Below are 347 nucleotides of genomic sequence, written 5' to 3'. Positions count from 1 at the left end.
GCCGCCGAGGTCGGCTTCGCGGACCAGGCCCATCTCACCCGGTGGTTCACCCGCACCTACGGGGTCACCCCGGCCGCCTACCGCGCGGCGCTGCACGCGGAGAACCAGCGCTAGCAGAGCGCAGCGACAAGGTCCGTCGCAGGGGACCCAGGTCCATCTCAGCCGCCGACCACAGATCAGTCGGCACACCCCATCACCGTGGTCGACCAACTAGCGAGCGATCTCTCACTGAGTGCTAGACCACGCATTCAACACCCTTGCCCGTTACGCCCAGCTGCGCATCCATGTGACTGGGGTCACATGTACGTCGGGAAGGGATTCATGAGGTTTACTTGTTCGGACAGTAA

1 protein-coding gene is annotated in these 347 nt (G+C 64.0%); it reads left to right on the top strand.

Annotated features, from left to right (window positions below; genetic code table 11):
- On the top strand, nt 1–114 hold a 114-nt coding region (locus BEK98_RS48450), incomplete at its 5' end, for an AraC family transcriptional regulator (RefSeq protein ID WP_143684308.1).
- Nucleotides 115–347 lie beyond the last annotated feature (233 nt).

This window comes from Streptomyces diastatochromogenes, assembly GCF_002242805.1.
Lineage (GTDB): Bacteria > Actinomycetota > Actinomycetes > Streptomycetales > Streptomycetaceae > Streptomyces > Streptomyces diastatochromogenes.
This window is presented reverse-complemented; position numbering and strand designations above follow the sequence as displayed.